Annotated in this window: 27 protein-coding genes; 11 read left to right on the forward strand and 16 right to left on the reverse strand. The window is 67.4% G+C overall.

The window, feature by feature from the left end; all coding sequences use genetic code 11:
* Positions 1–2 precede the first annotated feature (2 nt).
* From ruvB to ruvC, 3 genes are read right to left on the reverse strand one after another with little or no spacing between them, the layout of a single operon-like run.
* A complete protein-coding gene (ruvB, locus tag G154_RS04615) occupies positions 3–1,058 on the reverse strand; it encodes a Holliday junction branch migration DNA helicase RuvB (protein ID WP_019511275.1) in 1,056 nt (351 codons plus the stop codon).
* 2 nt (positions 1,059–1,060) lie between these two features.
* Positions 1,061–1,651, reverse strand: a complete 591-nt coding sequence (ruvA, locus tag G154_RS04620; protein WP_019511274.1) for a Holliday junction branch migration protein RuvA — start codon at positions 1,649–1,651, stop codon at positions 1,061–1,063.
* A complete protein-coding gene (gene ruvC / locus G154_RS04625) occupies positions 1,648–2,205 on the reverse strand; it encodes a crossover junction endodeoxyribonuclease RuvC (protein WP_023985678.1) in 558 nt (185 codons plus the stop codon). The genes ruvA and ruvC overlap by 4 nt, the downstream gene beginning before the upstream one ends.
* Positions 2,206–2,296: 91 nt before the next feature.
* On the opposite strand from ruvC, the gene G154_RS04630 reads away from it, so the two are divergent.
* Positions 2,297–2,944, forward strand: coding sequence for an NAD(P)H-binding protein (locus G154_RS04630; RefSeq protein WP_019511272.1), 648 nt, complete (start codon positions 2,297–2,299; stop codon positions 2,942–2,944).
* A gap of 10 nt (positions 2,945–2,954) precedes the next feature.
* Here the strand turns inward: G154_RS04630 and G154_RS04635 are convergent, their stop codons facing one another.
* Positions 2,955–3,710, reverse strand: coding sequence for a YebC/PmpR family DNA-binding transcriptional regulator (locus G154_RS04635; RefSeq protein WP_019511271.1), 756 nt, complete (start codon positions 3,708–3,710; stop codon positions 2,955–2,957).
* A 169-nt stretch (positions 3,711–3,879) separates the two neighbouring features.
* Here G154_RS04635 and G154_RS04640 point away from each other — a divergent pair, with 169 nt between their 5' ends.
* Positions 3,880–5,091, forward strand: coding sequence for an acyl-CoA dehydrogenase family protein (locus G154_RS04640; RefSeq protein ID WP_019511270.1), 1,212 nt, complete (start codon positions 3,880–3,882; stop codon positions 5,089–5,091).
* On the opposite strand, the gene pdxT is transcribed toward G154_RS04640, so the two are convergent.
* The 11 genes from pdxT to G154_RS26325 all read right to left on the reverse strand — a co-directional run bounded on the left by pdxT (position 5,092) and on the right by G154_RS26325 (position 15,041).
* Complete coding sequence (gene pdxT, locus G154_RS04645; protein ID WP_019511269.1) at positions 5,092–5,676, reverse strand: pyridoxal 5'-phosphate synthase glutaminase subunit PdxT; 585 nt, start codon at positions 5,674–5,676, stop codon at positions 5,092–5,094.
* Positions 5,673–6,521 (reverse strand): acyl-CoA thioesterase II, encoded by an 849-nt coding sequence (tesB, locus tag G154_RS04650; protein WP_019511268.1) that lies wholly within the window; start codon positions 6,519–6,521, stop codon positions 5,673–5,675. The genes pdxT and tesB overlap by 4 nt, the downstream gene beginning before the upstream one ends.
* Before the next feature lie 35 nt (positions 6,522–6,556).
* Positions 6,557–7,459 (reverse strand): pyridoxal 5'-phosphate synthase lyase subunit PdxS, encoded by a 903-nt coding sequence (pdxS, locus tag G154_RS04655; RefSeq protein WP_019511267.1) that lies wholly within the window; start codon positions 7,457–7,459, stop codon positions 6,557–6,559.
* A 67-nt stretch (positions 7,460–7,526) separates the two neighbouring features.
* Positions 7,527–8,549, reverse strand: coding sequence for an NUDIX domain-containing protein (locus tag G154_RS04660; protein ID WP_023985677.1), 1,023 nt, complete (start codon positions 8,547–8,549; stop codon positions 7,527–7,529).
* A complete protein-coding gene (locus G154_RS04665; RefSeq protein ID WP_019512662.1) occupies positions 8,546–9,691 on the reverse strand; it encodes a glycosyltransferase family 4 protein in 1,146 nt (381 codons plus the stop codon). The genes G154_RS04660 and G154_RS04665 overlap by 4 nt, the downstream gene beginning before the upstream one ends.
* 8 nt (positions 9,692–9,699) lie before the next feature.
* Positions 9,700–10,620: a phosphatidylinositol mannoside acyltransferase gene (locus G154_RS04670; RefSeq protein ID WP_031601457.1), complete on the reverse strand. Its 921-nt coding sequence runs from the start codon at positions 10,618–10,620 to the stop codon at positions 9,700–9,702.
* Positions 10,621–10,646: 26 nt separating this feature from the next.
* On the reverse strand, positions 10,647–11,303 hold the full coding sequence (gene pgsA / locus G154_RS04675; protein ID WP_019512664.1) for a phosphatidylinositol phosphate synthase: 657 nt from the start codon (positions 11,301–11,303) through the stop codon (positions 10,647–10,649).
* Positions 11,300–11,884 (reverse strand): HIT domain-containing protein, encoded by a 585-nt coding sequence (locus G154_RS04680; RefSeq protein WP_019512665.1) that lies wholly within the window; start codon positions 11,882–11,884, stop codon positions 11,300–11,302. Before G154_RS04680 ends, pgsA begins: the two co-directional genes overlap by 4 nt.
* On the reverse strand, positions 11,881–13,935 hold the full coding sequence (thrS, locus tag G154_RS04685) for a threonine--tRNA ligase (protein WP_023985676.1): 2,055 nt from the start codon (positions 13,933–13,935) through the stop codon (positions 11,881–11,883). The genes G154_RS04680 and thrS overlap by 4 nt, the downstream gene beginning before the upstream one ends.
* 66 nt (positions 13,936–14,001) lie before the next feature.
* Complete coding sequence (locus G154_RS26320) at positions 14,002–14,427, reverse strand: TIGR02611 family protein (protein ID WP_019512667.1); 426 nt, start codon at positions 14,425–14,427, stop codon at positions 14,002–14,004.
* Positions 14,424–15,041: a PaaI family thioesterase gene (locus tag G154_RS26325; RefSeq protein WP_019512668.1), complete on the reverse strand. Its 618-nt coding sequence runs from the start codon at positions 15,039–15,041 to the stop codon at positions 14,424–14,426. The genes G154_RS26320 and G154_RS26325 overlap by 4 nt, the downstream gene beginning before the upstream one ends.
* Positions 15,042–15,102: 61 nt before the next feature.
* Here G154_RS26325 and G154_RS04700 point away from each other — a divergent pair, with 61 nt between their 5' ends.
* Positions 15,103–15,576, forward strand: a complete 474-nt coding sequence (locus tag G154_RS04700; protein WP_019512669.1) for a DUF1990 domain-containing protein — start codon at positions 15,103–15,105, stop codon at positions 15,574–15,576.
* A gap of 11 nt (positions 15,577–15,587) precedes the next feature.
* Here G154_RS04700 and G154_RS04705 read toward each other — a convergent pair whose 3' ends face one another.
* A complete protein-coding gene (locus tag G154_RS04705; RefSeq protein WP_019512670.1) occupies positions 15,588–16,637 on the reverse strand; it encodes a phosphotransferase family protein in 1,050 nt (349 codons plus the stop codon).
* Positions 16,638–16,718: 81 nt separating this feature from the next.
* On the opposite strand from G154_RS04705, the gene G154_RS04710 reads away from it, so the two are divergent.
* From G154_RS04710 to G154_RS04740, 8 genes are all read left to right on the forward strand, one after another.
* On the forward strand, positions 16,719–19,211 hold the full coding sequence (locus tag G154_RS04710) for a glycogen/starch/alpha-glucan phosphorylase (RefSeq protein ID WP_019512671.1): 2,493 nt from the start codon (positions 16,719–16,721) through the stop codon (positions 19,209–19,211).
* A 41-nt stretch (positions 19,212–19,252) separates the two neighbouring features.
* The gene (locus tag G154_RS04715; RefSeq protein ID WP_019512672.1) at positions 19,253–21,616 is read left to right on the forward strand and encodes a phosphoketolase; all 2,364 of its coding nucleotides are present in this window, start codon (positions 19,253–19,255) and stop codon (positions 21,614–21,616) included.
* Positions 21,617–21,680: 64 nt separating this feature from the next.
* Positions 21,681–21,806 carry a hypothetical protein gene (locus G154_RS27285; protein WP_019512673.1) on the forward strand — a complete coding sequence of 42 codons (126 nt, stop codon included), beginning with the start codon at positions 21,681–21,683 and terminating at the stop codon, positions 21,804–21,806.
* Positions 21,807–21,848: 42 nt separating this feature from the next.
* A complete protein-coding gene (locus G154_RS04720; RefSeq protein ID WP_019512674.1) occupies positions 21,849–22,943 on the forward strand; it encodes a 12-oxophytodienoate reductase in 1,095 nt (364 codons plus the stop codon).
* A gap of 70 nt (positions 22,944–23,013) precedes the next feature.
* Entirely contained in the window at positions 23,014–24,159 is a 1,146-nt protein-coding gene (locus G154_RS04725) for an LLM class flavin-dependent oxidoreductase (RefSeq protein WP_234713174.1), read from the forward strand.
* A 7-nt stretch (positions 24,160–24,166) separates the two neighbouring features.
* A complete protein-coding gene (locus G154_RS04730) occupies positions 24,167–25,507 on the forward strand; it encodes an NtaA/DmoA family FMN-dependent monooxygenase (protein WP_019512676.1) in 1,341 nt (446 codons plus the stop codon).
* Between the two features lie 74 nt (positions 25,508–25,581).
* Positions 25,582–25,935, forward strand: a complete 354-nt coding sequence (gene fdxA / locus G154_RS04735) for a ferredoxin (protein WP_019512677.1) — start codon at positions 25,582–25,584, stop codon at positions 25,933–25,935.
* Between the two features lie 32 nt (positions 25,936–25,967).
* Positions 25,968–26,336 carry an STAS/SEC14 domain-containing protein gene (locus G154_RS04740; protein WP_019512678.1) on the forward strand — a complete coding sequence of 123 codons (369 nt, stop codon included), beginning with the start codon at positions 25,968–25,970 and terminating at the stop codon, positions 26,334–26,336.
* Positions 26,337–26,341: the final 5 nt, after the last annotated feature.

Genomic DNA, 26,341 nt, shown 5'->3' on the forward strand with positions numbered 1-26,341 from the left:
GACTATTCAAACAGGCCGCTCTGCTGACCGAGACCACGAACCGGTGGTTCCAGCCCGAGATGTGTCCACGCCAACGGGGTCGCCACCCGTCCGCGCGGGGTGCGGGCGATCATCCCAGCGCGCACCAGGAACGGCTCGCATACCTCCTCGACGGTGGTGGCCTCCTCCCCGACCGCCACCGCCAGCGTCGACACCCCGACCGGGCCGCCGTTGAAACTGCGGGTCAGCGCCGTGAGCACCGCCCGGTCCAGCCGATCCAGCCCGAGTTCGTCGACGTCGTACACCGCCAGTGCGGCCTTGGCGATATCGCGGGTGATCACTCCGTCGGCGCGGACCTCGGCGTAGTCGCGCACCCGACGCAACAACCTGTTCGCGATACGTGGGGTGCCGCGGGAACGGCGGGCGACCTCGGCACCGGCGGTGGCCTCCAATCCGATACCGAGGATGCCTGCCGAGCGATGCAGCACCCGCTCAAGGTCGGCGGGTTCGTAGAAGTCCATGTGGGCGGTGAACCCGAACCGGTCGCGCAGCGGTCCGGTCAACGCTCCGGATCGGGTCGTCGCGCCGACCAGGGTGAAGGGCGCGACATCGAGGGGAATCGACGTCGCCCCCGGGCCTTTACCGACGACGACGTCGACCCGGAAGTCCTCCATCGCCAGGTAGAGCATCTCCTCGGCGGGCCGGGCGATGCGGTGGATCTCGTCGATGAACAGCACATCGCCCTCGACCAGATTCGACAGCATCGCCGCCAGATCGCCCGCACGCTCCAGCGCCGGGCCCGAGGTGACCCGCAGCGCCGAGCTCAATTCGGCGGCGATGATCATCGCCAACGAGGTCTTGCCAAGGCCGGGTGGCCCGGACAGCAGGATGTGATCCGGTGTGCCGCCGCGATTCTTGGCACCCTCCAGGACCAGCTGCAGCTGCTCGCGCACCCGGTGCTGGCCGATGAACTCGCCGAGCGACCGCGGCCGCAGGCTGGCGTCGACATCCCCCTCACCGACGGTCAACGCCGGCGAGACATCACGTTCTTCGGGTTCCTCGTCCTCGAAACGGCCCATGGCTACTTCTTACCCAGCATCGACAGCGCGGCGCGCAGTGCGCCGGAGGTGGTGGCGGTCGGATCGTCGGCGAGCACCTTGTCGGTGGCATCCTCGGCCTGTTTGGCCGCAAATCCAAGGCCGACAAGCGCTTCCACCACCGGGGTGCGCACCGCGTGCCCGGTGGCCGTGGCCACACCGCCGGAACCGGGCACCGCGCCGATCTTGTCGCGCAGTTCCAGCACCATCCGTTCGGCGCCGCGCTTGCCGATGCCGGGCACCCGGGTCAGCGCGGCGACGTCACCGTCGGCGAGCGCCTGCCGCAGCGTCGGGGCGTCATAGACCGCCAGTGTGGCCAGCGCGATCTTCGGCCCCACACCGGACACCCCGAGCAGGGTGGTGAACAGGTCGCGGGCCTCGCCGTCGGCGAAACCGTAGAGCGTCATCGAGTCCTCGCGCACGATCATCGCGGTGATCAGCCGGGCGTCTGCCCCGCGCCGCAGCGTGGACAGTGTCGACGGTGTGGCCATCACCTTGTAACCCACGCCGGCGGCCTCGATGACGACGTGGTCGAGGGCGATGTCGAGGACCTCACCGCGCACCGAGGCGATCATGCCCGCACCGCCTTGAGCCGCGCCTGATAGCGCTTCTTCTGTTCGGCCGCCTTGGCCTCGGCCTCGGCCATCCTGGCGATCATCGGCGCGCGCCAGCAGTGGCAGATGGCGAGCGCCAACGCGTCGGCGGCATCGGCCGGGGTCGGCTTCTGTTGCAGCGCAAGGATCTTGGTCACCATGGTGGTGATCTGGGCCTTGTCTGCGCGCCCGTTTCCGGTCACCGCGGCCTTCACCTCCGAAGGAGTGTGGAAGTACACGTCGATATTTCGGCGGGCCGCGGCCAGCGCGATCACCCCGCCGGCCTGGGCGGTGCCCATCGCGGTGTTGGCATTGTGGTTGGCGAACACCCGCTCGATCGCGATGACATCGGGGACGTGGGTGTCCATCCAGTGCTCCACCGTGTCGCTGATGGTCAGCAGCCGCTTCTGCAACGGCTCGTCGGCGGGCGTGCGCACGACGTCGACATCGAGCGCCGTCACATGTCTGCCCCGACCGCTCTCGATCATGGACAGCCCACAGCGCGTCAAACCGGGATCGACTCCCATTACCCGCACGCCAACCCCTTCACATCAGAACACCTGTTCGATAGATTAGCCGCCCGGACCGACACCGCCCGGCAGGGACACGCCATGGCAGGCTGGACACATGCGCGTCGTCATCGCCGGTGGACATGGTCAGATAGCCCTCATCCTGGAAAGGCTGTTGGCCGAGCGCGGCGACACCGCCGTGGGCCTGGTGCGCAATCCCGCGCACGTGCCGGATCTGGAGGCGGTCGGGGCGAGCGCCGAGGTGCTCGACCTGGAGCGCACATCGACGGCCGCCCTTGCCGAGGTGTTGGGCGGGGCCGATGCCGTTGTCTTCGCCGCGGGCGCAGGCCCGGGCAGTGGCGCGGCGCGCAAGCAGACCGTCGACCGCGATGCCGCGATCCTGCTCGCCGACGCGGCCGAGGCCGCCGGTGTGCCGCGCTATGTCATGGTCTCGGCCATCTCGGCCGACGATCGCAGCCTCGATGACGCCTACGACGAGGTGTACCGCGCCTACATCCGAGCCAAGGCCGAGGCCGACGCCGATGTGCGGGCACGCTCCGGCTTGCACAGCACCATCGTGCGGCCGGGACGGCTGACCGACGATGCCGGTACCGGACGGGTACACATCGCCGAATCCACCGGACGCGGCGAGATCCCGCGCGCCGATGTCGCGGCGGTACTACTGGCAGTGCTCGACCATCCGGACACCGCGGGGCGCACCTTCGAGCTGATCGCCGGGGACACCCCGATCAGCGCGCTGTTCTAGTCCTCGGTCCCTAGTCTTCGTCGAGCTGCGCGGCGACATCATCGGGGATGTCGACGTTGGTGTAGACGTCTTGCACGTCATCGCTGTCCTCGAGGGCGTCGACCAGCTTGAGCACCTTGCGGGCGCCCTCCAGATCGACCTGGACGCTCACCGAGGGCTGGAAGCTGGCCTCGGCGGAGTCGTAGTCGATACCGGCATCCTGCAGCGCGGTGCGCACGGCCACCAGGTCGGTGGGCTCCGAGACCACCTGGAAGCTGTCGCCGAGGTCGTTGATCTCCTCGGCACCGGCCTCCAGCACCGCGGCAAGGACGTCATCCTCGGAGAGGTCGTTCTTCTCCAGAGTCACGATGCCCTTGCGGGAGAACAGGTAGGACACCGACCCCGGGTCGGCCATGTTGCCGCCGTTGCGGGTCATGGCGACGCGGACCTCACCGGCCGCGCGGTTCTTGTTGTCGGTCAGGCACTCGACGAGGACGGCGACACCGTTGGGTCCGTAGCCCTCGTAGGTGATGGTCTGCCAGTCGGCGCCGCCGGCCTCTTCACCGGCGCCGCGCTTGCGCGCGCGCTCGATGTTGTCGTTGGGAACGGAGCTCTTCTTCGCCTTCTGGATGGCGTCGTACAGCGTGGGGTTGCCGCCGGGGTCACCGCCGCCGGTGCGGGCGGCGACCTCGATGTTCTTGATCAGCTTGGCGAAGTTCTTGCCACGACGGGCGTCGATGATCGCCTTCTTGTGCTTGGTGGTGGCCCACTTGGAATGGCCGCTCATGCAGGTACGCCCTCTTTCTGGTGAAACGTCAGTTGACCAGTCTACGGGCAGAGACGGCGTGGACCGGCGTGGCGGGGCACGGTCCGGCCGGTCGCACCGTCGAATGAACAAGTGTTAACTGAGCCACAGTCACTTCCCTGGTTAACTTACTCCAAAGTAAGATTCGGCCATGACCTTCTCCCTGGAGTTGTCCTCCGACCTGCTCGACGTGCAGAAGTGGGTTCACGAGTTCGCCGCCGATGTCGTGCGGCCCGCCGCCCCCGAATGGGACGAGCGCGAGGAGACTCCGTGGCCGATCATCAAGGAGGCCGCCAAGATCGGCCTCTACTCCATGGAATTCTTCGCCGAGCAGGCAGCCGAGCCCTCCGGCCTCGGCATGATCGTGGCCTTCGAGGAGATGTTCTGGGGTGACGCCGGCATCGCGCTGTCCATTCTGGGCACGGGCCTGGCCGCGGCATCGCTGGCCGGCGGTGGCACTCCCGAACAGATCGGCGAGTGGCTGCCGCAGATGTTCGGCAGCGTCGAGGACCCGAAGGTCGCGGCGTTCTGTTCCTCCGAGCCCGGCGCCGGCTCCGATGTCGGCTCGATCCTGACCAAGGCGCGCTACGACGAAGCCACCGACGAGTGGGTGCTCAACGGCACGAAGACGTGGGCGACCAACGGCGGTATCGCCGAGGTCCACATCGTGGTCGCCTCGGTGTATCCCGAATTCGGCAGCCGCGGGCAGGCGTCGTTCATCATCCCGCCCAACACCCCCGGTTTCAGCCAGGGCCAGAAATTCCTCAAGCACGGCATCCGCGCCTCGCACACCGCCGAGGTGGTCCTGGAGGACGTGCGCATCCCCGGAAACCTGATCCTGGGCGGCAAGGAGAAATTCGACGAGCGCATCGCCAGGGTGCGCGAAGGCAAGCGGACCAACGGCCAGGCCGCGATGGCCACCTTCGAGCGCACCCGGCCCACCGTGGGCGCCATGGCCGTCGGGGTGGCTCGCGCCGCCTACGAGTACGCCCTCGACTATGCCTGCGAGCGTGAGCAATTCGGCCGCAAGATCGGCGAGTTCCAGGGTGTGGCGTTCAAGCTGGCCGATATGAAGGCCCGCATCGATGCCGCCCGCCTGCTGGTCTACCGGGCGGGCTGGATGGCGCGCAACGGCAAGGCTTTCGAGTCCGCGGAGGGATCGATGGCCAAGCTGGTCGCCAGCGAGACCGCCACCTATGTGACCGACGAGGCCATCCAGATCCTTGGCGGCAATGGTTACACCCGCGAGTACCCGGTGGAGCGGATGCACCGAGATGCCAAGATCTTCACCATCTTCGAGGGCACCAGCGAGATCCAGCGCCTGGTGATGGCCCGCACCCTGACCGGGCTGGCCATCCGCTAGTCAGCGCAGCGAGTCCACGAACATCCGGTGCACCCGGCGGTCGCCGGTGACCTCGGGATGGAACGACGTCGCGAGGACCTTGCCTTGGCGCACCGCCACCGGATGACCGGCGGCGGTGGCCAGCACCTCCACCGATTCTCCGACCCGTTCCACCCATGGCGCCCGGATGAAGACGGCGTGTACGTCGGAGTCCAGGCCGGCGAACGGGATGGACTCTTCGAAGGAATCGACCTGACGTCCGAAAGCGTTGCGACGCACGGTCATATCGATGCCGCGTAGCGCGAGCGCCTCGCGGCCGGGCACCCCGGCGTCGAGGATCTCGGTGGCCAGCAGGATCATCCCCGCGCACGACCCGTAGGCGGGCATACCGTCGGCGAGCCGGGCCCGCAACGGTTCGAGCAACTCGAACTCGCGCAACAGATGGCTCATCACGGTGGACTCACCGCCCGGGATGACCAGCGCGTCCACCGAATCGAGTTCGGCGAGCCGACGCACCGTGCAGGCCTGCGCACCGGCCTCGGTGAGCGCCGCGAGGTGCTCGCGGGTGTCACCCTGCAGCGCGAGAACCCCTACCCTGACCGTCACTTCGCCGACGGGACGAAATCGCGCTGATAGCGGGTCAGTCCCTCCTGCATCACCGAGGCGACCATCTCGCCGTACTGGTTGAACAGCTTGCCCTCGGTCAGCGCGCGCCCACCGCAGGCCGAGGGTGAGGACTGGTCGTAGAGCAGCCACTCGTCGGCGCGGAACGGGCGCATGAACCACATCGCGTGGTCCAGCGAAGCGATCATCAGGTGCTTGCGCTCTTCGGGATGGTTCACCTGCGCCGAGCCCAGCAGGGTGAGATCCGACAGATAGGCCAGCGCACAGATGTGCAGCACCGGATCATCGGGCAGTGGGTCGCGGTGGCGGAACCACACCTGCTGTTGAGATGCCTTGCCCGGCAAGCGATTGGTTTGATCGCGCGGCACGATGCGGACATCCCACTCGTCGAACTGGCGGAAGCTGGCGTCATCGAAGACCCGGCTGACCGACTTGAAGTCGGGAATATCGTCCGGCGGCGGCGCCGTCGGCATGACGTCCTGGTGCTCGATACCGCTCTGGTCGGTCTGAAACGATGCCGACATCGAGAAGATCGTCTCGCCGTGCTGGATCGCCGAAACCCGGCGGGTGCAGAACGAGCCGCCGTCACGAAGCCGTTCGACGCTGTACACCGTCGGAGACCGCGCGTCCCCGCCCTTCAGGAAATACCCGTGCAACGAGTGCACCTGGAATTTCGGGTCGACGGTGCGGACCGCCGACACCAGCGACTGCCCCGCCACGTGACCACCGAATGTGCGTTGCAGGAAACCCGATTCGGGGCTGAAGACACCCCCGCGATAGATGTTGACCTCGATCTGTTCCAGGTCGAGGATCTCTTCGATCGCCACTATCGTCCGCTCTTCGCGCAAGCGCTCATCACCGGCTACCAGCCGCGTTCGGCGAGCCGGTGCGGTGCCGGAATGTCGTCGACGTTGATACCGACCATGGCCTCGCCCAGCCCGCGCGAGACCTTGGCCAGCACGTCGGGATCGTCGTAGAAGGTGGTCGCCTTGACGATCGCCGCGGCGCGCGCAGCCGGATCGCCGGACTTGAAGATGCCCGACCCGACGAACACGCCCTCGGCGCCGAGCTGCATCATCATCGCCGCATCGGCCGGGGTCGCGATGCCACCGGCGGTGAACAGCGTGACCGGCAACTTGCCCGCCTTGGCCACCTCGACCACCAGGTCATAGGGCGCCTGCAGTTCCTTGGCGGCCACGAACAACTCGTCCTCGCTCAGCGAGGTGAGACGGCGGATCTCGCCGCCGATCTTGCGCATGTGCGTGGTGGCGTTGGAGACATCGCCGGTACCGGCCTCGCCCTTGGAGCGGATCATCGCCGCCCCCTCGGTGATCCGGCGCAGTGCCTCACCGAGGTTGGTCGCCCCGCACACGAACGGAACGGTGAACCGCCACTTGTCGATGTGGTTGGTGTAGTCGGCCGGGGTGAGGACCTCGGACTCGTCGATGTAGTCGACACCGAGGCTCTGCAGGATCTGCGCCTCGACGAAATGGCCGATACGCACCTTGGCCATCACCGGAATGGTGACCGCGTCGATGATGCCCTCGATCATGTCCGGGTCGCTCATCCGCGAGACGCCGCCCTGGGCCCGGATATCGGCGGGCACCCGCTCCAGAGCCATCACCGCGACGGCACCGGCCGCTTCGGCGATGCGCGCCTGCTCGGGGGTGACGACATCCATGATGACGCCGCCCTTGAGCATCTCGGCCATCCCGCGCTTCACCCGCGCGGTACCGGTCTGGCTGCCCTGCTCGCCGAATTCCATCGCAATCTCCTCTACTCAGGTACCGATCCAGTCTAAAGGTGGCACCAAAACAATTGAATCCGCAGCCTCAGCGAATGATCTGAGGCTGCGTTCCCGGTCCCGCACCCCGTACATCGGCGAGCTCGCCGGCCTTGGCCAACAACGCGCCGAGCTGTCGGGGGTACACGGATTCTCCGTTGGCGTCCAGCTCGGCGATCATTGTCGCATCGCACCAACGATGGCCTTGAATGTAGCGGCGCTCCAGCTCGTCGTGGCCGGCGCTGGACGGGTCGAACCGCCGGGTGCGGTGCACGAAGAAATGTTCCTCGCTGCGCATCACCGACCCGTTGAAATCGATGAGGGCGTCCCGGCGCCAGACGGGTCCGACCAGCTCCGCCGCCGTCACCCGCAGGCCGGTCTCCTCGAACAGTTCACGCGCCGCCGCGTCGGCGAGCTCCTCACCGGGCTCCACCGCCCCGCCGACGGTGAACCACCAGCGGCGGCTGCCGTCACCTGCCGGGTCCGAACCCCGGAACAGCAGCACACAACCGTGCTCGTCGAGCAGCACTATCCGAGCCGACACCCGTTGGGCCACGCCGTGGCGCGCGGCCAGACCCGCACGTTCGGCGATCTCGAAATACGTGGGCAGCGCGGCGGTGCCGCCGAGGTGCAGCAGCCGCACCATGGGGCGTTCGCGCAGCGCCAGGGTGTCGCGCACCGCGTCGTTGTGGAAGCGGCGCGCCAGCAGTACCCGCGCCTCGGCATCGGCCAGTTCGGCGACCAGCGCCGCGGGCAGGACCGCCGGATCGACCAGTGTCAGCGCCGCCGAGAGGGCATTCTCGGCGGCCTCCCGCGCCGGGCGATCGGCGCGCTCGGCCGCGTCGGCCAGCGCGGCGAGCCGCTGCGCCTGCGGGCCGTGACCGTATGCGTCGAGGGCGACCGCCCGCGCGACCACCGCACGGCGGGCCAGCGCCGCATCCAGGGCCTGCCAGGACATGTCGTAGCGGACATGCAACCGGTCGAGCCGGTTGGCGGTCAGATACGCCCAACTACCGGTCAGCAGCAGGGCCGCACCCAGCACCACCAGCAGCACGACGACCCAGATCATCATGCGGTGCTCCGGCCCGCCGTACCCGCGACCTGCACCTTGTTACCGGAGCCACTGACCGTCTCGTACACGCGCATGATCTCGCCGGCCACCACCGACCAGTCATAGCGGCGCACGGCCGCGGCGGCGGCGGCGACGTACCCGTGCCGGATCTCGTCATCGCCGAGGACCTCGATCAGACCGTCGGCCAATGCATCGGTGTCGTCGACGGCCACCAACCGACCGGCCTTTCCCCCTTCGAGCACCCGTCCGAAGGCGTCCAGATCGCTGGCGACCACGGCGGTGCCCGCCGCCATCGCCTCCACCAGGACGATGCCGAAGCTCTCACCGCCGGTGTTCGGTGCGCAGTACACGTCGGCGCTGCGCAAGGCCGACGCCTTGGTCGCATCATCCACCGCACCGAGGAAACGCAGATTGCGCGCGTATGCGCCGGCCTGCTCGGACAATTCGTCCTCGTCCCCACGACCGACGATCAGCACCTCGATATCGGGAAACCGCTCGACCAGCCGCGGCAGAGCCCCCAGCAGCACCGCCATCCCCTTGCGCGGCTCGTCGAAGCGGCCGAGGAACAGGACCGCCCGCCCCGGTCGCGGGTAACCGTCCAGCGGTGGCGCGTCGGCGAACTCGGCGACGTTGAGCCCGTTGGGAATCTCCACCGCATCCGAGCCGAGGGCCTCCATCTGCCAGCGCCTGGCCAGATCGGACACCGCGATGCGGCCGACGATCTTCTCGTTCAGCGGGCGCAACATTCCCTGAAAGACGCTGAGCGTCAACGACTTCGTCGTCGAGGTGTGGAAGGTCGCGACGATGGGCCCCTCGGCGATCATCAACGCGAGCATCGAGACGCTCGGCGCGTTCGGTTCGTGCAGATGCAGCACGTCGAACTGGCCGTCGATGAGCCACCTCTTGACCTTGCGGTGGGTGGCCGGGCCGAAGCGCAGCCGCGCCACCGAACCGTTGTACGGGATCGGAACGGCCCGGCCGCCGGAGACGACGTACTCGGGCAGGCTGACATGTGGGGAGGCCGGGGCCAGCACACTGACCTCGTGGCCCTGGGCGCGGAAGACCTCGGCCAACTGCAGCACGTGCGCCTGGACACCACCGTGTACGTCGAACGAGTACGGGCACACCATCCCGATGCGCATGCGCTCCCCTAGCTTCCTTCGAGGCGAGCGCGCCGCTCGGCCGACAGATCGGCGAGCCACTGCGGCTGCAGCATGTGCCAATCCTCGGGGTGTTCGGCGATACCGTCGGCGAACAGGTCGGCCATCGCCTGGGTGATCACTGCGATATCACCCGAGGAGGTATCCAGCGGGGCGTGGATCCGCAGGCCCCATCCGTCACCGTCGAACCACGTGTGGGTGGGCAGCAAGGCCGCACCGGTGTCACACGCCAGCCTCGCCGGACCCGACGGCAACCGGGTCTGCTCACCGAAGAAGGACACCGGGACACCGGACCGGGTCAGGTCGCGGTCGGACATCAGGCAGACGATTCCGTTGTCGCGCAACCGTTGCTGCAGGATCTCCGAGGGTGGGCGGGGTCCACCGGTCAGCGGCAGCACCTCGAAGCCCAGGCTCTCGCGGTAGGCGACGAACCTGTTGTACAGGGATTCGGGTTTGAGCCGCTCGGCGACGGTGGCGAACCGACCGTAGGTGTTGGTCATCCATACCCCGGCGATATCCCAGTTACCGCTGTGCGGCAGCGCCAGCACCACCCCACGGCCGGCCTGCAGCGCCTGCTCGACATGGAGGTGGCCCTCCACACGTTCCTGCACTCGCGCGGCCACCGCGGCATGGTCCATCGACGGCAGCCGGAACGCCTCGCGCCAATACCGGCCGTAGGAGGCCAGCGAGGCGCGGACCAAGGCGTCGGGTACCTGGTGGGACGGCACCCCGATGACACGCGCCAGATTCTTGCGCAACTGGGCGGGGCCGCCGCCGCGCGCTGCATAGAGCGCACCCGCGTCGAACATGTTGCGGGCCGCGAACTCCGGCATGGCGCGCACCAGTTGCCAGCCCGCCGCGTACCCGAGGTCGGACAGCTGACCGCCGAGCGGCACCCGGAAACCGCGCACGTTCGGCAGTCCCGCCGACGGCGTGCTCACTGACCGTCCTCGGCGGGTTCGGCCGGGGCCGGCAGCGAATCCATCGCCCCCGGCGAGGTCCGCACGGCATGCAACCGCTGCGCCAGGGTCACCAGGCTGGCGACCGCGAGACCCCACATCGCCACGTCCAGCAGGATCGGCAACCCGAACAGCCCAGCGAATCCGGCGCCCATCAGCACGATGACCAGCCGTTCCGGGCGTTCGATGATGCCACCGTCACCGCGTAGACCGCTGGCCTCGGCGCGGGCCTTGATATACGAGATGACCTGGGAGGTGACCAAGCAGATCAGTCCGGCCACCACCAGGGCGGTGTTGTGGGCGCTGAATGCCGCCCACCACACCAGTCCGCCGAATATCGCACCGTCGCTGAGGCGGTCACAGGTCGCGTCCAGCACGGCGCCGAATCGCGTTCCACCACCACGTTCTCGGGCCATCGCCCCATCGAGCATGTCGGCCAGCACGAAGAAGAACACCGCCACCGAGCCCCACCACAGCTGTCCCATCGGGTACAGCGTCAGTGCCGCCACGATGGAGCCGGCAGTCCCGAGGATGGTGATGCTGTCCGGGGTGAGCCCGGTGCGCAGTGCCGCCCTGGCGACCGGTCCCGAAATCTTGGTGTAGGCCGCCCGGGTCATCAGGTAGAAGTTGCTCATGGCTGGGACTGCTCCGCCTGCCTGGCCCATTCGTCGGCCAGCAGTGTGCGGGTCTCCCCCAGCAGCTGCGGGATCACCTTCGACCCGCCGATGATGGTGATGAAGTTGGCGTCCCCGCCCCAGCGGGGCACGACGTGCATGTGCAGGTGTTCGGCCAGCGATCCGCCCGCCGAGGTGCCGAGGTTCAGCCCGACGTTGAAACCGTGTGGGCGGGACACCGCCTTGATCACCCGAATGGCCTTCTGGGTGAAGGCCATCAACTCGGCGGTCTCGTCGGTGCTCAGGTCTTCCAGCTCGGACACCCGCCGATAGGGCACCACCATGAGGTGACCCGGGTTGTAGGGGTACAGATTGAGTACCGCGTACACCAGTTCACCGCGCGCCACCATCAGGCCGTCCTCGTCCGACATCGCGGGGATGTCGGTGAACGGTTCCGTCGACAGTGCCGAACCGGAACCCTTCTTCATGGGCGACTCGGCGATGTAGCTCATCCGGTGCGGAGTCCACAACCGCTGTAGATGGTCGGGGTCACCGACCCCGGTGTCGACTATCGCGTCGTTGCCGTCGGAGTCCTCGCTCATGTCGGCACCGACAGCAGATCCGCGGTGGGAGTGACGTTCTCGCGGCGGGCGATCCAGTCGACGATCGCGTCCACGGCGGCGTCGCGGGCGATCCCGTTGACCTGGGTGCGGTCGCCGAACCGGAAGCTGACCGCCCCGGCGTCGACGTCCTTGTCACCGGCCAGCAGCATGAACGGCACCCGCTGGTTGGTGTGGTTGACGATCTTCTTGGCCATCCGGTCGTCACTGCCGTCCACCTCGACCCGCACCCCGCGGGAACGCAGTTGCGCGGCAACATCTTCCAGGTACGGAAGGTGCGCGTCGGCGACGGGCACCCCGACCACCTGTACCGGCGCGAGCCATGCCGGGAACGCACCGGCGTAATGCTCGGTGAGCACCCCGAAGAACCGCTCGATGGAACCGAACAGCGCGCGGTGGATCAGCACGGGGCGCTGCCTGCTACCGTCCGGGGCGGTGTATTCCAACTCGAACCGGTCGGGCATGTTGAAATCGAGCTGGATGGTCGACATCTGCCAGTTACGGCCCAACGCGTCCTTGACCTGTACCGAGATCTTGGGACCGTAGAAGGCGGCGCCGCCCGGGTCGGGCACCAGGTCCAGCCCGGAGGCCTCGGCCACCTCGCGCAGCGTGGCGGTGGCCTCCTCCCACAACTCGTCGGAACCGACGGACTTCTCCGGGTCCCTGGTCGAGAGCTCCAGGTAGAAATCGTCGAGGCCGTAGTCGGACAGCAGGTCGAGCACGAACTGCAGCAGTGAGGTCAGCTCATCGCGCATCTGCTCGCGGGTGGTGTAGATGTGCGCATCGTCCTGGGTCATGCCGCGCACCCGGGTCAGGCCGTGCACCACGCCGGACTTCTCGTAGCGGTACACCGATCCGAACTCGAAGAGCCGCAGCGGCAACTCGCGGTAGGAGCGGCCCCGCGACCGGTAGATCAGGTGGTGCATGGGGCAGTTCATCGGCTTCAGGTAGTAGTCCTGGCCGGGCTTGCGGACCGTGCCGTCCTCGTTGTACTCGGCGTCGATCTGCATCGGCGGGAACATGCCGTCGGCGTACCACTCCAGGTGCCCCGAGGTGATGTAGAGATTTTCCTTGGTGATGTGCGGGGTGTTGACGAACTGGTAGCCGGCCTGCTCGTGCTTGCGCCGCGAGTAGTCCTCCAGTTCCTTGCGGATGATGCCGCCTTTGGGGTGGAAGACGGGCAGTCCCGAGCCGAGCTCGTCGGGGAAGCTGAACAGGTCCAGCTCGACGCCGAGCTTGCGGTGATCGCGACGCTGCGCCTCCTCGATGAGCTCCAGATGCTTGTCGAGGGCTTCCTGGGACTCCCATGCGGTGCCGTACACCCGCTGCAGACTCGCGTTGGCCTGATTGCCGCGCCAGTAGGCCGCGCTGCTACGGGTCAGTTTGAACGCCGGGATGTAGCGGGTGGTCGGGATGTGCGGGCCGCGGCACAGATCGCCCCAGATGCGTTCCTTGGTGCGCGGGTTGAGGTTGTCGTAGGCGGTCAGCTCGTCGCCACCGACCTCCATCACCTCGGGGTCGTCGGCACCGGACTTGTCGTCGACCAGTTCGAGCTTGTAGGGCTCACCGGAAAGCTCTTCGCGCGCCTGCTCTTTGGACTCGTAGACGCGCCGCGAGAACAGCTGACCATCCTTGATGATCTTGGCCATCCGCTTCTCCAGCTTGGCCAGGTCCTCGGGGGTGAACGGTTCGGCGACGTCGAAGTCGTAGTAGAAGCCGTCGGTGATGGGCGGGCCGATGCCCAGCTTGGCCTGCGGGAAGAGCTCTTGCACCGCTTGGGCCAGCACGTGGGCGCACGAGTGCCGGATGACGCTTCGGCCGTCCTCGGTGTCGGCGGCCACCGGCTCGACGTCGACGTCGGTGTCCGGCGACCAGCTCAGGTCGCGCAGCCGGCCCTCGGCGTCACGCACGACGACGATGGCGTCGGGCGCGCCGCGCTCGGGCAGTCCCGCCTCGCGCACCGCCGCCCCGGCGGTAGTCCCGGCAGCAACCCGGATCGGGGCTGCGGGGGCTTTACTGGCGGCGGCGGTCATCGGTGGATCTCCTCATCGGCTCGAGTGAATCGCGACCATGCTATCGGGGTTGGGCCAGCGCAATACCTACGACCCGATGCCGATCGGGCTCTTCAGCCAGGACCAATCGATTCCGACCCAGCCGGCGACCAGCGCGAGCGCCCCGAACAGCCACAGCGATGCGATGACGAAGGCCGCCGTCAGCAGCGCACTCAGTGCCTTCACCGCGATGTGCTGTCTGCCGAACCAGGCCATCGCCCTGTCGTAGCGGATACGCACCCAATGCAGGACGACCTGCGCGGCGCGGAACTCGGTGGCCAGAATTCCCAGCCCCAAGAACACGATGGCCCACCCGGGGCCCGGGTACGGGATGGCGATGATGCCGACGATCAGCACCAGCGTGCCGACCACGCCCACCACCGTTCGGTAGACCAGGTCGGCCACCGGGCGGTCACGCAGCTTGTCGCGCCACCGCGCCCACGCCCGCTTGTCGTGCTTACCGGTGTCGGTCACGGCTGCCCCGGCTTCAGTCGCACGAACAGCGCGTCGGCCTCGGTCAGCACCTCGGCACCGTCGAGCAGCCGACCGCTGACGAAGATCTTGCGCCCGTCGATACGGTCGATACCCGCGTCGACCTGCAGCTCGCGGCCGATGGGAACGATCTTGCGGTAGTCGATACCCAGATGCGCGGTGCGCTGGAAGAGGCTCTTGGTGAGCTTGGCGGTGGTGAACCCGAGCAGTGAGTCGAACAGCAGCCCGAGCACGCCGCCGTGCACGGCACTGTTGCGGCCGAGGTGGTAGCGGCGGAACAGCACGGTGCCGGTGACCCGGTCGTCGGCGACGCGCAGATCCATCGGGACCGACATGATGTTGCCCCGGTTGGGCAGGTCGAGCCTGCGCCCCGACGGGGAGTGCCATTCGTCGGCCTCGTAGGGCGCCAGCAATGCCGAGACCTTCTCGACCAGATCGGCCGCTTCGCTGATCACCTCGTCGGGCGCGTCGGCCGCCCGCGCGTGGTCCTGCAGCGTGCGGACCGCTTCGACGAAACGTCCGTAGTCGGGGCCACCCTTGTCGGTCGGTTCGGGCGGATTGAATCCGCCGCCGGGGTGCGCGTTGCCGGTGGTCACGGCTGTCACGTTATTGCACGACCGCGCCGCCGCAGCGCACGCGCCTGCGATAGTGGCAGGGATGGATCTGACCTATGCCGAGGTGGGTGCCACCAGGGGCCCGCTACCCGCCGGATACCAGCACGTCGGGGTCTCCGCGGTCATCGGGCACGGGCGCGCCCGTTTCGAAGAGGCCGCCGATGCCGTCCTGCACTGGGGCATGCAGCGCGGCGCGGGGGTGCTGGTACATGCCGATGCCGCATCGGCCGCCGTCGGGGTCGAGGTGACCGTGGGTTTCTGGCCGCTGCGAGCACCGTGCCGGGTGGTCTATCTGCTCGACGAACCGGACCGGCGTGGCTTCGCCTACGGGACATTGCCGGGGCACCCGGAGACCGGCGAGGAACTGTTCGCGGTCCGCTACGACCCCACCGACGGTTCGGTCCATGCCGAGGTGACCGCCTTTTCCAGGCACGCGACGTGGTGGAGCAAGCTGGGCGGTCCGGTGACCCGGCTGGCCCAGCGGGTGATCACCCGCCGCTATCTGACCACGGTGTAGCGGACGCTCACTCACCCACCGGCCAGTGCCCAGGCCCGTTCGGCCAACCCGCGGTAGCGGGTGCGGAACAACTCGGTGCCTGCGCGGGAGTCGGCGGCATTACCGTCCAGACCGCGCCGCCACACCCCCGCCACGATCGCGGCCAACCGGAACATCGAGAAGATGACGAAAATCGGCAGATTATGCGGGATCTCGCGGCCGGCGTGGCGGCAGTACTCGGCGACGAAGGCGGATTCGTCCGGGATCCCGGTGCCGGTCAGGTCCTCCCCCGCCACCCCCATCAGCGGGTCGCTGTCACCGGGCAGGTGGTAGGTCATCGCCGCATAGCCGAGATCGGCCAGCGGATGGCCGATGGTGGACAGCTCCCAGTCCAGCACGGCGACGATGCGTGGTTCGGTGGGATGCAGCAGCAAATTGCCCAGACGGTAGTCACCGTGGGCGATACAGGCCTCGTCGGTGCTAGGCAGGTGCGCGGGCAGCCATGCCGCCAGCCGGTCCATCTCGGCGCACTCCTCGACCTTGACGGTCTCCCAGGTCCTGGTCCACAGCGCCACCTGCCGCGCCAGATAACCGTCGGGGCGCCCGAAGTCGGACAGCCCCGCCGACCGCCAGTCCACGGTGTGCAGGGCGGCCAGCACCCTGGCCAGGTCCGCATAGACCGCGGCCCGCTCGGCGGGTGTGCCCTCGCGCAGCACCCGGTCGGCGAAAATCCGGCCCGGCACATGGTCCATCACGAAGAACGGGGTGCCCAGCACCGAGTCGTCGGTGCACAACACCCGCATCCTGGGCACCGGGACCGCGCTGTCGGCCAGCGCGGACATCACCCGGTACTCGCGTGCCACATCGTGCGCCTTGGGTAGCAGCACGCCGGGCGGTTTCTTGCGCAGGACGAATTCGCCTGTCGCACTGCCGATGTGAAAGGTCGGGTTACTCTGTCCGCCCTGGAACTGACGGATCTGCAGCGGACCGTCGATACCGTGCCCGCCCAGGAAACGGGCCAGCGATTGCTCGTCGAACCGATGCTGGGGCAGGACGTCGACGAGTTCGGGCACACCGGACATGCGGGCAGCGTCTCATATCCGTTCACCGGGCCGACGCGCATTGAGCGCGCGCGGTACGCGCGTGGCTGCAAGACTTCGATCATGACCGATGTCGCCGCCTCCGCGCCCGCCTACGAACCCAGCCGCACCGGACTGTCGGCCGACGCGCTGCGACGGGCCATCATCGACCACATCCGCTACTCGATCGGCAGGCCGGCCGCCGCGCTGCGCCCCGAGCACTACTACCGGGCGCTGGCGCTGGCGGTGCGTGACCGGATGCAGGACAACCGGGTCGCCTCCACCCAGACGTCGTTGGACCTGGGCAGCAAGCTCACCTGTTACCTGTCCGCGGAATTCTTGATGGGCCCGCAGCTGGGTGCCAATCTGCTCAACCTCGGCATCGAGAACGCGGCGCGCACCGCGCTGGCCGAGCTCGGTCAGGATCTCGAGGAGGTGCTGGACTGCGAGGAGGAGCCCGGGTTGGGCAACGGCGGCCTCGGCCGGTTGGCCGCCTGTTATCTGGACTCGCTGGCCACCCTGGAGCGGCCCGCGATCGGCTACGGCATCCGCTACGAATTCGGCATCTTCGACCAGGAGCTGCAGGACGGCTGGCAGGTCGAGAAGACCGACAACTGGTTGCTCAACGGAAATCCTTGGGAGATCGCCAAACCCGATGTCCACTATCCGGTGCTGTGGGGTGGGCACACCGAGCGCTATCACGATGACGCCGGGGTGCTGCGCGCCCGCTGGATCCCCCAGCGTGTCATCCAGGGCGTCGCCTATGACACCCCGATCCAGGGCTACGGCGTCAAGACCTGCAATGTGCTCACCCTGTGGAGCGCGCGGGCGGTGCAGTCGTTCGCCCTGGAGGCCTTCAACACCGGCGACTACTACAAGGCCGTCGAGGAGGAGGTCACCTCCGAGACCGTCACCAAGGTGCTCTACCCCAATGACGAGCCCGAGGTGGGCAAGCGGCTGCGCCTGCTGCAGCAGTTCTTCTTCGTCTCGTGCTCGCTGCAGCATGTGCTGCACATCGTCGACGATCTGGCCGATCTGTCCATCTACGAACTGGCCGAAAGGTTCGCCATCCAGCTCAACGACACCCATCCCTCGATCGGTGTCGCCGAGCTGATGCGGCTACTGGTCGACGAGCGCCGCCTGGACTGGAACACGGCGTGGACGATCACGGTGGCCACCTTCGGCTACACCAACCACACGCTGCTACCGGAGGCGTTGGAGAAATGGCCGCTGGGGATCTTCGGCGAGAGCCTGCCCCGGCATCTGGAGATCATCTACGAGATCAACAGCCGGTTCCTCGACGAGGTCCGGGCGCGCTTCCCCGGTGACGAGGACCGGGTCCGGCGGATGTCGCTGATCGACGAGGACGGTGCCAAGTCGGTGCGGATGGCGCATCTGGCCACCGTGGGCAGCCACGCGATCAACGGCGTTGCCGCCCTGCACAGCGAGCTGCTCAAGGAGAGTGTGCTCAAGGATTTCTACGAGATGTGGCCGGAGCGGTTCTCCAACAAGACCAACGGGGTGACCCCGCGCCGCTTCGTCGCACTGTCCAATCCCGGGCTGCGCCAACTGTTCGACCGCACCGTCGGCGACGGCTGGCTGACCCACCTGGACCGGTTACGCGGGCTGGAGGCCTTCATCGACGATGACGGTTTCCGCGCCGAGTGGCGCGATGTGAAGCGCGCCAACAAATCCCGGCTGGCCGACTTCGTCTACGCCGAGACCGGTGTCGAGCTCGATCCCACCTGGTTGTTCGACATCCAGGTCAAGCGCATCCACGAGTACAAGCGCCAGCACCTCAACGTGCTCAATATCGTCACGCAGTATCTGCGCATCAAGAACAATCCCGGCATCGACATGGCGCCGCGGGCGTACATCTTCGGCGGCAAGGCCGCCCCCGGGTACTTCCTGGCCAAACGGATCATCAAGCTCATCACCGCCGTCGGCGACATGGTCAACTTCGATCCCGAGGTCAACCGGTACATGAAGGTGGTCTTCCTGCCGAACTTCAACGTGCAGAACGCCCACCTGATCTATCCGGCCGCCAACCTCTCCGAGCAGATCTCCACCGCGGGCAAGGAGGCCTCGGGCACCGGCAACATGAAGTTCATGATGAACGGTGCGTTGACCATCGGCACGCTCGACGGTGCGAACGTCGAGATCCGCGCCGAGGCCGGTCCGGAGAACTTCTTCCTGTTCGGGCTCACCGTGGAGGAGGTCGAGAAGCTCAAGCGCAACGGTTATCGGCCGTCGTCCTACATCGCCGCGGATCCGGAACTGCGGGCCGTCCTCGATCTGATTGCCGGCGGCCATTTCTCGCACGGGGACACCGAGGTGTTCCGGCCGCTGATCGACAACCTCACCTACGACGACCCGTTCCTGGTGCTGGCCGACTACGCCTCGTATGTCGGGTGCCAGGACCGGGTCAGCGCCGCCTGGCAGGACCGTGACGCCTGGTCGCGGATGTCGATACTCAACTCCGCCCGCAGCGGCAAATTCTCCTCCGACCGGGCGATCGCTGAATACTGCGATGACATCTGGGGGGTGCACGCCGTCACGGTGACGAACGGAAAATGACGCGGGTGTTTATATCGCGCCAGTCGTGGTAGGCCTAGATCATGACTTTATCCGCATCCCTGACCGAGGACGAAGTCACCGCGCTGAACGCGTATTGGCGAGCCGCGAACTATCTGTCCGTCGGCCAGATCTATCTGCTGGACAATCCGCTGCTGCGCGAGGACCTGGCGCCCGAACACGTCAAGCCGCGGCTGCTGGGGCATTGGGGCACCACGCCGGGTCTCAACCTGCTCTATGCGCATCTGAACCGGGTGATCCGGCAGCGTGATGCCAACGTCATCTACATCACCGGCCCCGGGCACGGCGGGCCGGGACTGGTGGCCAACGCCTACCTGGAGGGCACCTATTCGGAGGTGTACACCGGCATCGGCGAGGACGTCGAGGGCCTGCGGAAGCTGTTTCGGCAGTTCTCCTTTCCTGGCGGCATCCCCAGCCACGTGGCGGCCGAGACGCCGGGTTCCATCCACGAGGGTGGTGAGCTCGGCTACGCCCTGGTGCACGCGTTCGGCGCAGCCTTCGACAACCCCGATCTGGTGGTCGCCGCCGTGGTCGGGGACGGTGAGGCCGAGACCGGCCCGCTGGCCACCAGCTGGCATTCCAACAAGTTCCTCGACCCCGCCCGGGACGGCGCGGTGCTGCCGATCCTGCATCTGAACGGCTACAAGATCGCCAACCCGACGGTGCTCGCCCGCATCCCGGCCGAGGAACTCGATTCCCTGATGCGTGGTTACGGCTACATCCCGATCACCGTCGCAGGCGATGATCCCGCCGATGTGCACCGGCAGCTGGCAGGCGCTCTCGATGATGCATTCGACCAGATCGCGGCCATTCAACGCGCCGCGCGCGAAGACGGCCAGACCGGCCGGCCGCTGTGGCCGATGATCATCCTGCGCACCCCGAAGGGCTGGACGGGCCCGCACGAGGTGGATGGCAATAAGGTGGAGGGCACCTGGCGCGCGCATCAGGTGCCACTGTCGGAAACGCGGACCAACGCAGCGCATCTGGAGGCGCTGCGGGAATGGATGAGCAGCTATCGGCCCGAGGAGTTGTTCGACTCCTCCGGTGCCCTGCGCCCCGAACTACGTGTCCTGGCCCCGGTTGGTGACCGGCGGATGAGCGCCAATCCGCACGCCAACGGCGGTGTGCTGCTGCGTGAGCTGAACCTGCCGCCGATCACGGACTACGCCGTGGAGGTGCCCGGTCCGGCGAGCACCACCGCTGAGGCGACCCGGGTGCTGGGCACCTATCTGCGTGATGTGATCGCCGCCAATCCCGATAACTTCCGCCTGATGGGACCCGACGAGACCGCGTCGAACCGACTGTCCGCGGTGTTCGAGAAGACCGACAAAGCCTGGCAGGCAGAGCAATCCGCCGATGACGAGCATCTGGCGCCCGATGGCCGCGTCATGGAAGTGCTTTCCGAACACATGTGCCAGGGGTGGCTGGAAGGCTATCTACTGACCGGCCGGCACGGTTTCTTCAGCTGTTACGAGGCCTTCATCCACATCGTCGACAGCATGGCCAACCAGCACGCCAAATGGTTGACCAGCAGCAACCACCTCGACTGGCGTCTGCCCATCGCATCGCTGAATTATCTTCTCACATCGCATGTCTGGCGCCAGGATCACAACGGCGCCTCCCACCAGGACCCCGGGTTCATCGACCACGTCGCCAACAAGCGCCCCGAAGTCGTGCGCGTATACCTGCCGCCGGATGCCAACACCCTGCTGTCGGTGGCCGATCACTGCCTGCGCAGCAGGCAGTACATCAACGTCATCGTCGCCGGAAAGCAGCCCGCGCTGAACTATCTGACCATGGACGAGGCCGTCGCACACTGCACCCGCGGGGCCGGCATCTGGGAGTGGGCGAGCACCAATACCAGCGAACCCGATGTGGTGCTGGCCTGCGCCGGCGACATTCCGACGCTGGAAATCCTTGCCGCAGCGGATATCCTGCGTCGCCACTTGCCCGACCTGAGGGTCCGGGTGGTCAATGTGGTCGACATCATGCGTCTACAACCGGATTCCGAGCATCCGCACGGCATGTCCGATCCCGAGTTCGACGCGTTGTTCACGCCCGACAAACCGGTCATCTTCGCCTACCACGGGTATCCGTGGCTCATCCACCGCCTTGCCTACCGGCGCAGAAATCATGATCAACTTCACGTTCGCGGGTTCAAGGAGCGCGGGACCACAACCACCCCGTTCGACATGGTGATGCTCAACGATCTGGACCGTTTCCACCTGGTCATCGACGTGATCGACCGCGTCGCGGGACTGGGAAGTAACGCCGCCGGGCTCCGTCAGGAGATGGTCGACGCCCGGCTGGCAGCCCGTCTCTACACCCGCGAACACGGCGAAGACCACCCGTCGATCACCGGCTGGACGTGGGAACGGTCGGACTGACGTTTTCGCGTCCGGCGGGGCGGGTAATCATAATTGCATCCGGTCGACCGAAAGGAATACCGCGATGCCCACACCGGCAAAGAACAACTCGCCTCGGCCCGACGCCATGCGCAACTGGGTGCTCGTGCCGATCGCCACCTCCGTACTGCTCACCATCGCCGCGATTGTGCTGTTGCTCGCCAATCGCTGACGCCGGGGATTATCGGGCGCGGGCCTCGGGTTGAATCGATCCATGAGCGTCGACCCACTCTTCACCCCACTGACCGTTCGTTCGCTGACAGTGCCCAATCGCTTCGCGATGGCACCCATGACGCGGCAGGCCTCCCCCGGTGGCGTGCCGGGTGCCGATGTCGCGGAGTACTACCGCCGACGCGCGGCAGGCGGCGTCGGTCTGATCATCACCGAGGGCGTTCGGCTTCCCGACCCCGCGGCGGGCTACCCGACCTCCGTCCCGACCATCGCCGGCGATGAGGTCCTGCAGGGTTGGCGCCGGGTCACCGAGGCGGTGCACGCAGAGGGCGGCACCGTCGCCGCGCAACTGTGGCATCAGGGCGCCGAACGCAGCGACTCCGACGGCGTCACCGTGGTCAGCCCATCCGGGATCAACGGCAAGGGCGAGCCGAAGGGCCGGGCGTTGGACCGCGACGAGCTCGCCGCGGTGGCCGCCTCGTTCGCCGACGCTGCGTCGGCGGCGCGCGACGTGGGGTTCGACGCAGTCGAGATTCACGGTGCGCACGGCTACCTGGTCGACGAGTTCCTCTGGGAGAAGACCAATCAACGCACCGACTCCTACGGCGGATCGCTGGCCGCGAGAACACGTTTCCCGGCCGAAGTGGTGGCCGCTGTGCGCGCCGCCGTCGGCGCCGACTACCCGATCATCTTCCGGTACTCGCAGTGGAAGGGCGCCGACTACTCGGCAACCATCGCATCCGATCCGGGCGAACTCGACGCCATCCTGACGCCCCTGGCAGCGGCGGGTGTGGACATCTTCCATCCCTCGACCCGCCGCCACTACGTTCCCGCGTTCGCCGATTCCGGCAGTGAGCTCAGCCTGGCCGGCTGGACCAAGAAGATCACCGGACTGCCGGTCATCGCCGTGGGCTCGGTCGGTCTGCAGACCCAGTTCCGCAGTGAGAAGCCCGGCCAGCTGATCGAACCCGACTCGGCGGATCGACTGGTCGCCCAGTTCGAGGCCGGTGAGTTCGATATCGCGGCGGTCGGCCGGGCGCTGCTGGCCGATCCGGCGTGGGTGAATCGTCTCCGCGAGGGCACGCTGGCCGATTTCGCGGGCTACGACCCCGCGAAGGCGCTGGCAGCGTTGGCGTGACCGGCCGGACGGAGCGAATCAGGCTGCGCAGATCCCTTGCCGCCACGGCGCAGCCGGGAAGACTGAGGGTGTGAGCAGACCGGTGGCACCGCTGCATCTCGGCATCGCCCTCGACGGCACCGGGTGGCATCCGGCGTCCTGGCGACTACCCGACGCCCGGCCCACCGAGGTGCTGACCGCCGGCTACTGGACCGATGTGATCCAGGAGGCCGAACGCGGGCTCGCCGACTTCGTCACGATCGAGGACGGGCTGGCGTTGCAGTCGGACCATCCGTTCCGCCCGGACACCCGCACCGACCGGTTGCGCGGGCGACTGGACGCCGTGCAGATCGCCGCACGGGTGGCACCGGTGACCCGGCACATCGGCCTGATCCCGACCGCGATCACCACGCACACCGAGCCGTTTCACCTGTCCAAGGCCATCGCCACGCTCGACTATGTGAGCACCGGCCGTGCCGGAGTCCGCGTCCAGGTGTCCTCCAACCCGGAATCGGTGGGTCATTTCGGCCGCGAGGTCGCCGAGGACGGGATGTCCGAGGCCGCCGACTACACAGAGGTGCTGCGCAGGCTCTGGGACAGCTGGGAGGACGACGCGGAGATCCGCGATACGGCCACCGGGCGATTCGTCGACCGCGACAAGCTGCACTACATCGACTTCCAGGGACGCTGGTTCTCCGCCAAGGGCCCGTCGATCACTCCGCGCCCGCCGCAGGGCCAGCCCCTGGTCGCCGCCCTGGCCCACGGTGACCCGGCCTACCGGCTGATCGCCGCCAGTGCCGATCTGGGCTTCATCACCCCGCACCATGCCGACGAGATCACCGGCATCGCCGACACCATCGCCGCACACCGGCCTGCCGGGGCCACCGCGGTGCGCCTCATCGCCGACGTGGTGGTTTTCCTGGCCGACACCGGCACCGCCGCCACAGCGCACCGCACGCGGCTCGACGAGCTGCTTGGTCGCGAATACATCAGTGACGCGCACGTTTTCGTCGGAACACCGGCACAATTGGCCGACCAGCTGCAACAGTGGCAGGCCGGCGGCGCCGATGGTTTCCGATTGCGGCCGGCGACGGTACCCCACGATCTGCGCCAGATCACCGGCGGGCTGGTTCCCGAACTGCAGCGGCGCGGGATCTTCCGCACGGGCTACGCGCAGTCGACCCTGCGCGGGTTGTTCGGACTGTCCCGCCCGGCCAACCGGTACGCACACCCCTAGGGCGGATATGAGCAAGCCGATCAAGCAGATTCATCTCGCCGCGCATTTTCCCGGCGTCAACAACACGACGGTGTGGAGCGATCCGAACTCGGGCAGTCATATCGACTTCGCGTCGTTCGCGCACTTCGCGCGCACCGCCGAACGGGGCAAGTTCGATTTTCTGTTCCTGGCCGAAGGACTTCGGTTGCGCGAGCAGGGCGGCCAGATCTACGACCTGGATGTGGTCGGCCGGCCGGACACCTTCACGGTGCTGGCCGCGCTGGCTGCGGTGACCGACCGGCTCGGGCTGACCGGCACCATCAACTCGACATTCAACGAACCCTATGAGGTGGCACGCCAATTCGCATCGCTGGACCATCTGTCCGGTGGGCGGGCGGCGTGGAACGTCGTCACCTCGTGGGATGCCTTCACCGGGGCGAACTTCCGGCGCGGCGGGTTCCTTGCCGAGGATCAGCGCTACGCACGCGCCGAGAGCTTTCTGGCGGCCGCGCACACGCTGTTCGACTCGTGGCGCGGTGACGAGATCATCGCGGACAAGACGAGCGGGACCTTCCTTTCGACCGGCGAGGCCGGCCGATTCGCTTATCGCGACGACCATTTCGACGTCACCGGCCGCTTCAACGTGCCGCGCAGTCCGCAGGGTCGCCCGGTCATCTTCCAGGCCGGCGACTCCGATCACGGTCGCGAGTTCGCCGCCCGTGCCGCCGATGCGATCTTCTCCCGGCACGGCACCCTTGCCGACGGACGGGCGTTCTACGCCGATGTGAAGGGCAGACTCGCCGCACACGGGCGTAGCCATGACCAGCTGTTGATCCTGCCTGCCGCGACGTTTGTGCTCGGTGACACCGATGCCGAGGCCGCCGATATCGCCCACGAGGTCCGGTTGGCACAGGTCTCCCCCGCCACGGCAATCAAATTCCTCGAACAACTCTGGAATCGCGATCTGTCCGACCATGATCCGGACGGGCCGCTGCCATCGGTCGATCCGGTCGTCGGTGAGAACACCATCGCCAGGGGTCGGGCCAGCGTGCGGATGCACCGTGACCCGGTGGCGGTGGCCAACGAGTGGCGCGCCAGGGCCGAGGCGGAGAACCTCACCAGCCGAGAGCTGATCATCGAGGTCACCGGCCGACAGAACTTCATCGGGTCACCGGCGACGGTGGCCGAACAGATCAACGCCATTGTCCAGGCCGATGCCAGCGACGGTTTCATCCTGGTGCCGCACGTCACCCCGGGCGGACTGGACCCGTTCGTCGATACGGTGGTTCCACTGCTGCAGGAACGCGGGGTGTTCCGCGCCGACTACACGGGCACCACGCTGCGCGAGCACTTGGGGCTGGCGGGCTAGAAAGGACCAAAGTCCCTCCCGAGTGCGGCCCTTGGACTCCGGTGCATGTGACACAGGTTTTCTACCGTCGACCTATGACCTACGTGATCGGATCGGCATGTATCGACGTGATGGACAAGTCATGTGTGGCCGAATGCCCGGCCGACTGCATCTACGAGGGCGCCCGGTCGATGTACATCAACCCCGACGAATGCGTGGACTGCGGCGCCTGCCGCATCGCCTGCCGGGTTGATGCGATCGCCTACGAGAGCGATCTCGACGAGACCGAGCTGCCCTATATGGCCGACAATGCGGCATTCTTCGAGACGGTGTTGCCGGGCCGTGACGCTCCCCTGGGATCGCCGGGCGGGGCGGCCGCGGTGGGCCGCGTCGGTGTCGACACCCCGCTGGTGGCCGCGATGCCCACACGCGACGTGCCCGCGCACTGACGCGTCGCGTTCGTCGGGAGCATGATGGAGCCATGATCGAAATACTGACCGACATGCCGACCGGTGTGACCGGGATCCGGGTGTCCGGGCGCATCTCCGGCGAGGAACTGCGCGAGTTCCAGCCCGTCATGGAGGACCTCGGCAAGTCCGCCGAGATCCGCATCGTCGAGGTGATCGACCAGGATTACGACGGGTTCGGCCCCGGCGGGCTGACCGAGGACCTGAAGATGGGTTTCGGCGCGCTCTTGCATCACCATTCGGCGTTCAAGCGGATCGCGGTGGTGTCCGACAAGGACTGGGTACGCCATACGATGCATGCCATCGGCTGGATGGTCCCCGGCGAGCTGGCCGTCTTCGGCGGTAACGAGCTGGACCGTGCCGCCGAGTGGGCCGCGGGCTGAGCCGA

Source organism: Mycobacterium sp. VKM Ac-1816D (genome assembly GCF_000416385.1).
GTDB classification, from domain to species: Bacteria; Actinomycetota; Actinomycetes; order Mycobacteriales; family Mycobacteriaceae; genus Mycobacterium; species Mycobacterium neoaurum_A.

Bases quoted from the DNA above. Each gene is read 5' to 3' on its own strand.
- ruvB (WP_019511275.1), bottom strand. From the start codon at position 1,058: ATGGGCCGTTTCGAGGACGAGGAACCCGAAGAACGTGATGTCTCGCCG.
- ruvA (WP_019511274.1), bottom strand. From the start codon at position 1,651: ATGATCGCCTCGGTGCGCGGTGAGGTCCTCGACATCGCCCTCGACCAC.
- G154_RS04630 (WP_019511272.1), top strand. From the start codon at position 2,297: ATGCGCGTCGTCATCGCCGGTGGACATGGTCAGATAGCCCTCATCCTG.
- G154_RS04635 (WP_019511271.1), bottom strand. From the start codon at position 3,710: ATGAGCGGCCATTCCAAGTGGGCCACCACCAAGCACAAGAAGGCGATC.
- G154_RS04640 (WP_019511270.1), top strand. From the start codon at position 3,880: ATGACCTTCTCCCTGGAGTTGTCCTCCGACCTGCTCGACGTGCAGAAG.
- pdxS (WP_019511267.1), bottom strand. From the start codon at position 7,459: ATGGAATTCGGCGAGCAGGGCAGCCAGACCGGTACCGCGCGGGTGAAG.
- G154_RS04660 (WP_023985677.1), bottom strand. From the start codon at position 8,549: ATGATGATCTGGGTCGTCGTGCTGCTGGTGGTGCTGGGTGCGGCCCTG.
- G154_RS04665 (WP_019512662.1), bottom strand. From the start codon at position 9,691: ATGCGCATCGGGATGGTGTGCCCGTACTCGTTCGACGTACACGGTGGT.
- pgsA (WP_019512664.1), bottom strand. From the start codon at position 11,303: ATGAGCAACTTCTACCTGATGACCCGGGCGGCCTACACCAAGATTTCG.
- G154_RS04680 (WP_019512665.1), bottom strand. From the start codon at position 11,884: ATGAGCGAGGACTCCGACGGCAACGACGCGATAGTCGACACCGGGGTC.
- thrS (WP_023985676.1), bottom strand. From the start codon at position 13,935: ATGACCGCCGCCGCCAGTAAAGCCCCCGCAGCCCCGATCCGGGTTGCT.
- G154_RS04700 (WP_019512669.1), top strand. From the start codon at position 15,103: ATGGATCTGACCTATGCCGAGGTGGGTGCCACCAGGGGCCCGCTACCC.
- G154_RS04705 (WP_019512670.1), bottom strand. From the start codon at position 16,637: ATGTCCGGTGTGCCCGAACTCGTCGACGTCCTGCCCCAGCATCGGTTC.
- G154_RS04710 (WP_019512671.1), top strand. From the start codon at position 16,719: ATGACCGATGTCGCCGCCTCCGCGCCCGCCTACGAACCCAGCCGCACC.
- G154_RS04715 (WP_019512672.1), top strand. From the start codon at position 19,253: ATGACTTTATCCGCATCCCTGACCGAGGACGAAGTCACCGCGCTGAAC.
- G154_RS27285 (WP_019512673.1), top strand. From the start codon at position 21,681: ATGCCCACACCGGCAAAGAACAACTCGCCTCGGCCCGACGCCATGCGC.
- G154_RS04720 (WP_019512674.1), top strand. From the start codon at position 21,849: ATGAGCGTCGACCCACTCTTCACCCCACTGACCGTTCGTTCGCTGACA.
- G154_RS04730 (WP_019512676.1), top strand. From the start codon at position 24,167: ATGAGCAAGCCGATCAAGCAGATTCATCTCGCCGCGCATTTTCCCGGC.
- fdxA (WP_019512677.1), top strand. From the start codon at position 25,582: ATGACCTACGTGATCGGATCGGCATGTATCGACGTGATGGACAAGTCA.
- G154_RS04740 (WP_019512678.1), top strand. From the start codon at position 25,968: ATGATCGAAATACTGACCGACATGCCGACCGGTGTGACCGGGATCCGG.